Raw genomic sequence first — 6,216 nt, forward strand, 5'->3', positions numbered from 1 at the left:
TTATAATAGATAAAAACAGTTGGTAGCCAAAGTAATGCAACTGCCAGAGATAAATACCATTTAAATCCATTCATTTTGGCATATACAAGTGAAAGTATGAACAATATAACCGGTAAAAGACAAAGCAGTGTAAATATAGCACTGCCCGTATCCCTACACAACAACGGTGCTGCCACATAAAATGCAAGCATTACTAAAATATAAACATAATATTTCTTTATAAAAGCTTTCATCCTGCCTCCTTTATTACTACCTTTTCTGTTTCCTGCGAAAATAATTTACATACTTCATCAATAAACACATCTAAATCATTCATATCACAGCTTTTTAAATCTATTTTCTCTTTTTTATTTTTCAATGTAAATGAATATCCGAAATATTTACCTTTTACAAATAATGAATTAACTAAAAAAGGCTCTATAAAGGATAATTCACCAAAAAATATTGTCCTTTCTTTTTTATTTTTCTTTAAAACAATCCCTTTTTCAAAAAGTTTAGCCTCTGTCCATAAATCAAATTCGGTTGGCAAAATAATTCTTCTTTTTCCCTTTGATATAAAAATCTGTTTTCCAAGTTCTTGTGAAACCTGACTGTTTTCAGGATTAAAAAGAATTGACTTTAACTTATATTTAGGTCCAACCGGGGGATTAAACATTTTTCCTATAAAAAATATTCCTAGTCCTAAAAGTGCAATAATAATTAAAATTTTATCCATAGTTTACCTCGGTGAAATCGCTCCCATTTTAACAAGAGCCTTATATATTCCTTCATCATTATTGCTATCGGTAATATTCTTAAAACGAAGTTTCAGTTCTTCCGGTGCATTACCCATTAGAAAAGGAAAACCGACCACATCAAGCATATCCGCATCGTTAAAGTTATCTCCGAAAGCCACAGCCTTATCAAGCTTTATATTCCATAATTTGCATAGCTCTAAAACTGCACTTCCCTTTGTTATACCGGTTTGCATAATCTCAATCATTGTGTGAAATGACTTAACTACCGATAACATAGGAAATTTCTTCTTTATTTTATCTTCAATTTCTATAGTCTTTTCCGGATTGCAGATACAGAGAATCTTTTCTAATTCTGCATTGTCTGGTAATAAAGCAAGTGTACCCTCCATCGCTTCTGTATGAACTATATTTTCTTCACAAATTACTCTTGGATCTTTCTTATCCTTAACTATCCAGTTGTCTCCGGTATATAGATTCCAACAGCAGTCAAATTTTTCTCCTTCTATAAAATTAATGACATTCTCTGCTGTTTCCTTATCAAAACCGGTGGAATAAACAGTATTTTTCTTATCATCCAAAATTAAAGCTCCACTGTAAGATATAATCGGACAAGAAAATCCGTTTTCCTCTAAAATAGGATAGATTCCCGATGGACTTCTTGCCGATATTATTACAAAAGGAATATCTTTTTCCTGTAATTTGCGTATTGCATACATTGTTCCTTCAAGCATTTTATGTTCATTATTTAACAATGTTCCGTCTACATCACTAAAGACTATTTCTACATTCATATTGTTCACACTATATTCCCCCAATTTAAACTCTGATATATCTTTGGTTTCTGCTTCTTGGTGTATCCGGATCTGTCATTTTAATGACACACATATCTATTGCAGGACTTAAATAATTCTTCCTAAATCCTTCCCTTGATTTCAAGCCAAGCTTTTCCATAAGTGTTTTACTTGTGTATGGAATATCATATTCCATCACATCAAGCAACCTTTTAACAGTTTCCAAAATATACCCATTAGTTTCGTTAAGCTGAATAGAAATATCATCTAAAATTTTATCAAGCTGTAACAGCATAAATTCGATAAAAACTGTAGATTCTCCATTTATATGGCACTTAGCAATCACATCATAATATTCCTCCTGAAATTTCTCTATCTGGCTTTCAATAGGAATATATTCAAATATCTGCTTCCACTTAGACAAAATAACCGTTTGCCACAATCTCGCCATTCTGCCGTTACCGTCTGAAAATGGATGAATAAACACAAATTCATAGTGAAATATACAACTCATTATAAGCGGATGTATCTTATTATGATTTTCTTTCATCCAATCAAAAAGCTCACTTACAAGCTGTGGAACAAACTTTGCAGGAGGTGCCATAAAAATACATTCTTCACCATTAAATACACCTTCTTCACCGATTCTGAATTCACCTGATTCTCTCAAAATATATTTTGTCATAATTCCATGAATTTTTTTTAAATCTTTGATGTCATAGGGATTAATCTCGGATAAATGCTCATAGGCAGCGTAGGCATTCTTAACCTCTTGAATTTCTTTCTGCTCTCCTAATATAGTCTTACCATTAATTACGTCCCTAACCTGTCCCAAAGAAAGTGAATTTGCCTCAATTTTAAGTGATGAATGAATAGATTTTATTCTATTATTTCTTCTGAGATACGGTCTTGTATCAAGATTACCGGTTGCAGTAATCTGTCCTATTTTTTCTGAAATAGATGATACATACATCAATATCTCATCTGTAATTATAAAAGGTGGTTTATATTTCTCCATAATTTTACCTTACTTCCGTATTATCTTACGCATTTTCTTACTTATCATATACTTATAACAATACTCTTTTATTTACCCCATTTCCAAAGCGAATAGTATCTATTGTTTTATTCAGCTAATTTTCCTGCTCTTTCAAGAGCTTTATCAATATTATCGCAAATATTTTCCCTACCGATTTTCTCTATAAAACCGGCCTTTTCCATAACTTTCATCGGCTGCTCATTTACATGAGAAAGTACCAAAGTCATTCCCCGCTTGCGACAGGTTTCAAGGGCTTCTTCCAAAGCTTCCAAACCTGATATATCCATTGCAGGAACATTTCTCATCCGGAAAATAAGTACATTTTTACCTTTTTCATCTACAATATTTAAGAAGTCATTTGCATCTCCAAAGAAAAGAGCTCCAAATATTTCATACACTATTGCATTTTTAGGAACCTTTTTCAAATCAGTATTTTCAGACAGTTCATCTAAGTCATTTCTTTCAACCCAATGACGGATACCTGCAACATCTGCCATACGCTTAAGAAATAGAAATGATGCAAGTATCATACCAAACTCTATGGCAACTACCAGGTCAAAAAAGACGGTTAAAATAAGTGTAATAATTAAAACTGCTGTATCACTTTTTGGTGCCTTCCTTACCATACGGACTACAGTCTTCCATCCACTCATATTATAACCGACCATAATCAAAATGGCGGCAAGAGTGCTCATTGGAATTAAAGATGCGTAAGGCATTAAAAACAATAGTATAAGGAGCAATGTAACCGCATGCACCATACCTGCCACCGGTGTACGCCCTCCATTCTTCACATTTGCAGCAGTTCTGGCAATAGCACCCGTTGCAGGTATACCTCCAAAAAGAGCAGACATTATATTACCCACACCCTGTCCTACCAGCTCTGCATTGGAACGATGATGACCTCCTATCATACCATCAGAAACCACACAGGAAAGTAGTGATTCTATGGCTGCAAGAATTGCTATAGTGAATGCAGGAGATATCATCTGACGAATCAAATCAAATGATATTTCAGGTATTGTAAATGTTGGAAATCCTGTCTTTATTGTATACAAATCTCCTATGGTTTTAACCGGCAGCTTTCCCAAAGATACAATCACCGTTGTGATAATAATTGCAACAAGAGAACCGGGTATTTTCTTAGATACATAAGGCCAGAATATTTGTATTAAAAGTGCAAGAACACCAATTAAAAGTGTTGCTAAAGATAGGGTATGGAAGTTCTCAGCAAAAGCTATAATCTTATCTGTAAACTCTGCCGGTACTGCTCCCATCTGAAGTCCGAAGAAATCTTTTATCTGCCCTGTGACAATACCTATCGCAATTCCCAGAGTAAAACCGACAGTAATTGTTTTAGGAATGAACTTAATCAGATTACCAAATCGCAAAAGCCCCATAATTATCAGTATCAGACCCGCCATAATTGTAGCAACAGTTAAACCTGACATCCCGTACTGTGCTATAATTCCATATATAATTACTACAAAAGCCGCTGTGGGACCTCCTATTTGTACTCTGCTGCCACCTAAAAATGAAATAAAGAAACCGGCAACCACTGCTGTATAAAGTCCTTGCTCCGGATTCACTCCCGATGCAATCGCCAGTGCAATTGATAGCGGCATGGCAATAATCGCCACAATAATCCCTGAAATTATATCTTTCACAAACTGTTCACCGGTATAGCCTTTTAAAGTTGTAAACAATTTGGGTTTAATATAATTTAATTTGTCCATGTTTTATCCCCTTCTGCTATATCCTAATCAAATAATTATCCTAAATATTTCTTTTAGAATTATTAGTAAAACTATTAAAATATAGTCTGATTATTCTGTCTCCGACCAATATTTAATACCCCAGTTCTCAAATGACCACTCATCCATATATTGGTTACATTCATAATCAACATAATACAACATTCCATTTTGAACAATGAAGTTAGTAGGATACCAGTCGATATTCAGGTTATTATTCCTACATACTTTCTGCATTTCCATAACCTGTTTAAGATAATCTTCCTTAAATTCACCATCTTTTATTATTTCTACAATGGTTTTTCCATCTATGAACTCTTTGATAATTATTTCCTTTTCCTTATCGCAATAAATAAGTTTCGGTAACATAAGACCAATCTGAGAAAGTCTCTCATAATCTCTTAATTCAGCTTCAATTTTATTACCAAACTGATAATACTCACAAGGCTCATGATGTATTTGTTTTAATGTGAATAAGAGCCCATCATTATTAACAAGGTAGGAATAGCCTCCTTTTCCCTTTCCAAGCAGCTTTATAATAGTATATTCCTTTTTATTTACAGTTATAGTTTCATTCATATAAATTAATCCTTACTTTTTTATAAATACCTTATCTTCCTACTTCTTTCTGCAAATATACAGCAAATGACTGGAAAGCCCCAGCATTTCCCTCTTCTCACAAATATTTATCTGATAATTCAAAAACAAACCAAAATCCTCATCTGACATTTTAAAATCAGGATTTCTCTCAGCTATTTCCAAAACACTGTCTGCAGCAACCGTAGTTATATATTCCACAGGCTTAGCCTCAAACATTTCTTCAAATTCTGCTATATCAAAGCCTGTAAATGCCTGTTCTGTAAAATGCTTCACCTTATAGCCTTCATCAAAATTAGCTGTAAAGCCCTCTTTAAAATTGACAGAAAGGTAATTACTCATCATAATTGCATGCACAGATAAAAATGCTACAAGTATAACTCCATCAGGCTTTGTTACACGAATCGCTTCATCCAAAGCCTGATGCCGGTCTTTTTCTTCATATAAATGATACATAGGCCCAAATAAAAGGGTTACATCAAAGGTATTGTCATCAAATCTACTTAGATTCAGTGCATCACCCTGAAAAGCTGATATATTCTCCAAACCTTCGGCATTTTTCTTTAAAACTTCAAGATTACTTTCCACAAGCTCAACCGCAGTTACATCATAACCATTTTTTGCAAGTGCTATGGAATATCTGCCTGTCCCTGCCCCTATTTCCAGTATTTTATCACCGGACTTGATGTACTTATCCACATAATTCATTGTAATAAAATACTCAAGCTGTCCCTGTCTGCTTGCAGTAAGCCTTTTATCCTCATCAAACTTCCCATATATAGTTCTTAGCATTTCAATTCTTTTTTCCATAATATTTCTCCTTACTACATTATTAATAATATGATGTGGGTGTCAAAAGTATTTGACACCCAATGACACAGGATTGCTTCGGCTTCACCTCTCCGGGTTCTTACAAAAATATTCTCTAAGCAACCTGTGGATAATCAATTACAGCAATTTCCTGCATCATTTTTTTAGCTGTATCAACAATCATTTCCAATCTTTCTGCAACTTCATCTGTATAATATTTTTCTCCACACTGCTCACATTCAAGACAAGGAACGTTTTTTACAACAATAATACAATTATTATAATTTACAACATGAGTTGTTTTACTTTTTACCGTTGTGGTATTTTTACAATACATACACATATCTATCACCCCTTCCTTCTTGTAATTAAATCATCTTCAAATTTCTTTGTATCAGGATAATACACAGTTATCACATATATTTTCATATTATCACATCCTGCAACTATATGCAAAATCTTTCCATTTATGCTATATCCAAAAATTA

Annotated in this window: 8 protein-coding genes; all 8 read right to left on the bottom strand. The window is 33.6% G+C overall.

Annotated features, from left to right (window positions below; translation table 11 throughout):
- Positions 1 to 233, bottom strand: a 233-nt coding sequence (locus ACTTKP_RS10720) for a hypothetical protein (protein WP_442553894.1), incomplete at its 3' end; no start/stop codon positions are given.
- Positions 230 to 715 (bottom strand): hypothetical protein, encoded by a 486-nt coding sequence (locus ACTTKP_RS10725; protein ID WP_442553895.1) that lies wholly within the window; start codon positions 713 to 715, stop codon positions 230 to 232. The genes ACTTKP_RS10720 and ACTTKP_RS10725, both read right to left, overlap by 4 nt.
- Positions 716 to 718: 3 nt before the next feature.
- Positions 719 to 1,528 carry a Cof-type HAD-IIB family hydrolase gene (locus ACTTKP_RS10730; RefSeq protein ID WP_442553900.1) on the bottom strand — a complete coding sequence of 270 codons (810 nt, stop codon included), beginning with the start codon at positions 1,526 to 1,528 and terminating at the stop codon, positions 719 to 721.
- Positions 1,529 to 1,553: 25 nt separating this feature from the next.
- Positions 1,554 to 2,546 carry a Fic family protein gene (locus tag ACTTKP_RS10735; RefSeq protein WP_442553896.1) on the bottom strand — a complete coding sequence of 331 codons (993 nt, stop codon included), beginning with the start codon at positions 2,544 to 2,546 and terminating at the stop codon, positions 1,554 to 1,556.
- Positions 2,547 to 2,653: 107 nt separating this feature from the next.
- On the bottom strand, positions 2,654 to 4,303 hold the full coding sequence (locus tag ACTTKP_RS10740; RefSeq protein ID WP_442553897.1) for a SulP family inorganic anion transporter: 1,650 nt from the start codon (positions 4,301 to 4,303) through the stop codon (positions 2,654 to 2,656).
- A 90-nt stretch (positions 4,304 to 4,393) separates the two neighbouring features.
- Complete coding sequence (locus tag ACTTKP_RS10745; RefSeq protein ID WP_442553898.1) at positions 4,394 to 4,900, bottom strand: hypothetical protein; 507 nt, start codon at positions 4,898 to 4,900, stop codon at positions 4,394 to 4,396.
- 39 nt (positions 4,901 to 4,939) lie between these two features.
- Positions 4,940 to 5,728 carry a class I SAM-dependent methyltransferase gene (locus ACTTKP_RS10750; protein WP_442553899.1) on the bottom strand — a complete coding sequence of 263 codons (789 nt, stop codon included), beginning with the start codon at positions 5,726 to 5,728 and terminating at the stop codon, positions 4,940 to 4,942.
- A 115-nt stretch (positions 5,729 to 5,843) separates the two neighbouring features.
- The gene (locus ACTTKP_RS10755; protein WP_442553901.1) at positions 5,844 to 6,071 is read right to left on the bottom strand and encodes a type II toxin-antitoxin system MqsA family antitoxin; all 228 of its coding nucleotides are present in this window, start codon (positions 6,069 to 6,071) and stop codon (positions 5,844 to 5,846) included.
- Positions 6,072 to 6,216: the final 145 nt, after the last annotated feature.

Origin of the sequence: Catonella sp., assembly GCF_052169795.1 — a bacterium.
GTDB lineage: Bacteria > Bacillota > Clostridia > Lachnospirales > Lachnospiraceae > Catonella.

Coding starts and splice junctions, on each gene's coding strand:
- ACTTKP_RS10745 (WP_442553898.1), bottom strand. CDS start 4,900: ATGAATGAAACTATAACTGTAAATAAAAAGGAATATACTATTATAAAG.
- ACTTKP_RS10725 (WP_442553895.1), bottom strand. CDS start 715: ATGGATAAAATTTTAATTATTATTGCACTTTTAGGACTAGGAATATTT.
- ACTTKP_RS10755 (WP_442553901.1), bottom strand. CDS start 6,071: ATGTGTATGTATTGTAAAAATACCACAACGGTAAAAAGTAAAACAACT.
- ACTTKP_RS10730 (WP_442553900.1), bottom strand. CDS start 1,528: ATGAATGTAGAAATAGTCTTTAGTGATGTAGACGGAACATTGTTAAAT.
- ACTTKP_RS10750 (WP_442553899.1), bottom strand. CDS start 5,728: ATGGAAAAAAGAATTGAAATGCTAAGAACTATATATGGGAAGTTTGAT.
- ACTTKP_RS10740 (WP_442553897.1), bottom strand. CDS start 4,303: ATGGACAAATTAAATTATATTAAACCCAAATTGTTTACAACTTTAAAA.
- ACTTKP_RS10735 (WP_442553896.1), bottom strand. CDS start 2,546: ATGGAGAAATATAAACCACCTTTTATAATTACAGATGAGATATTGATG.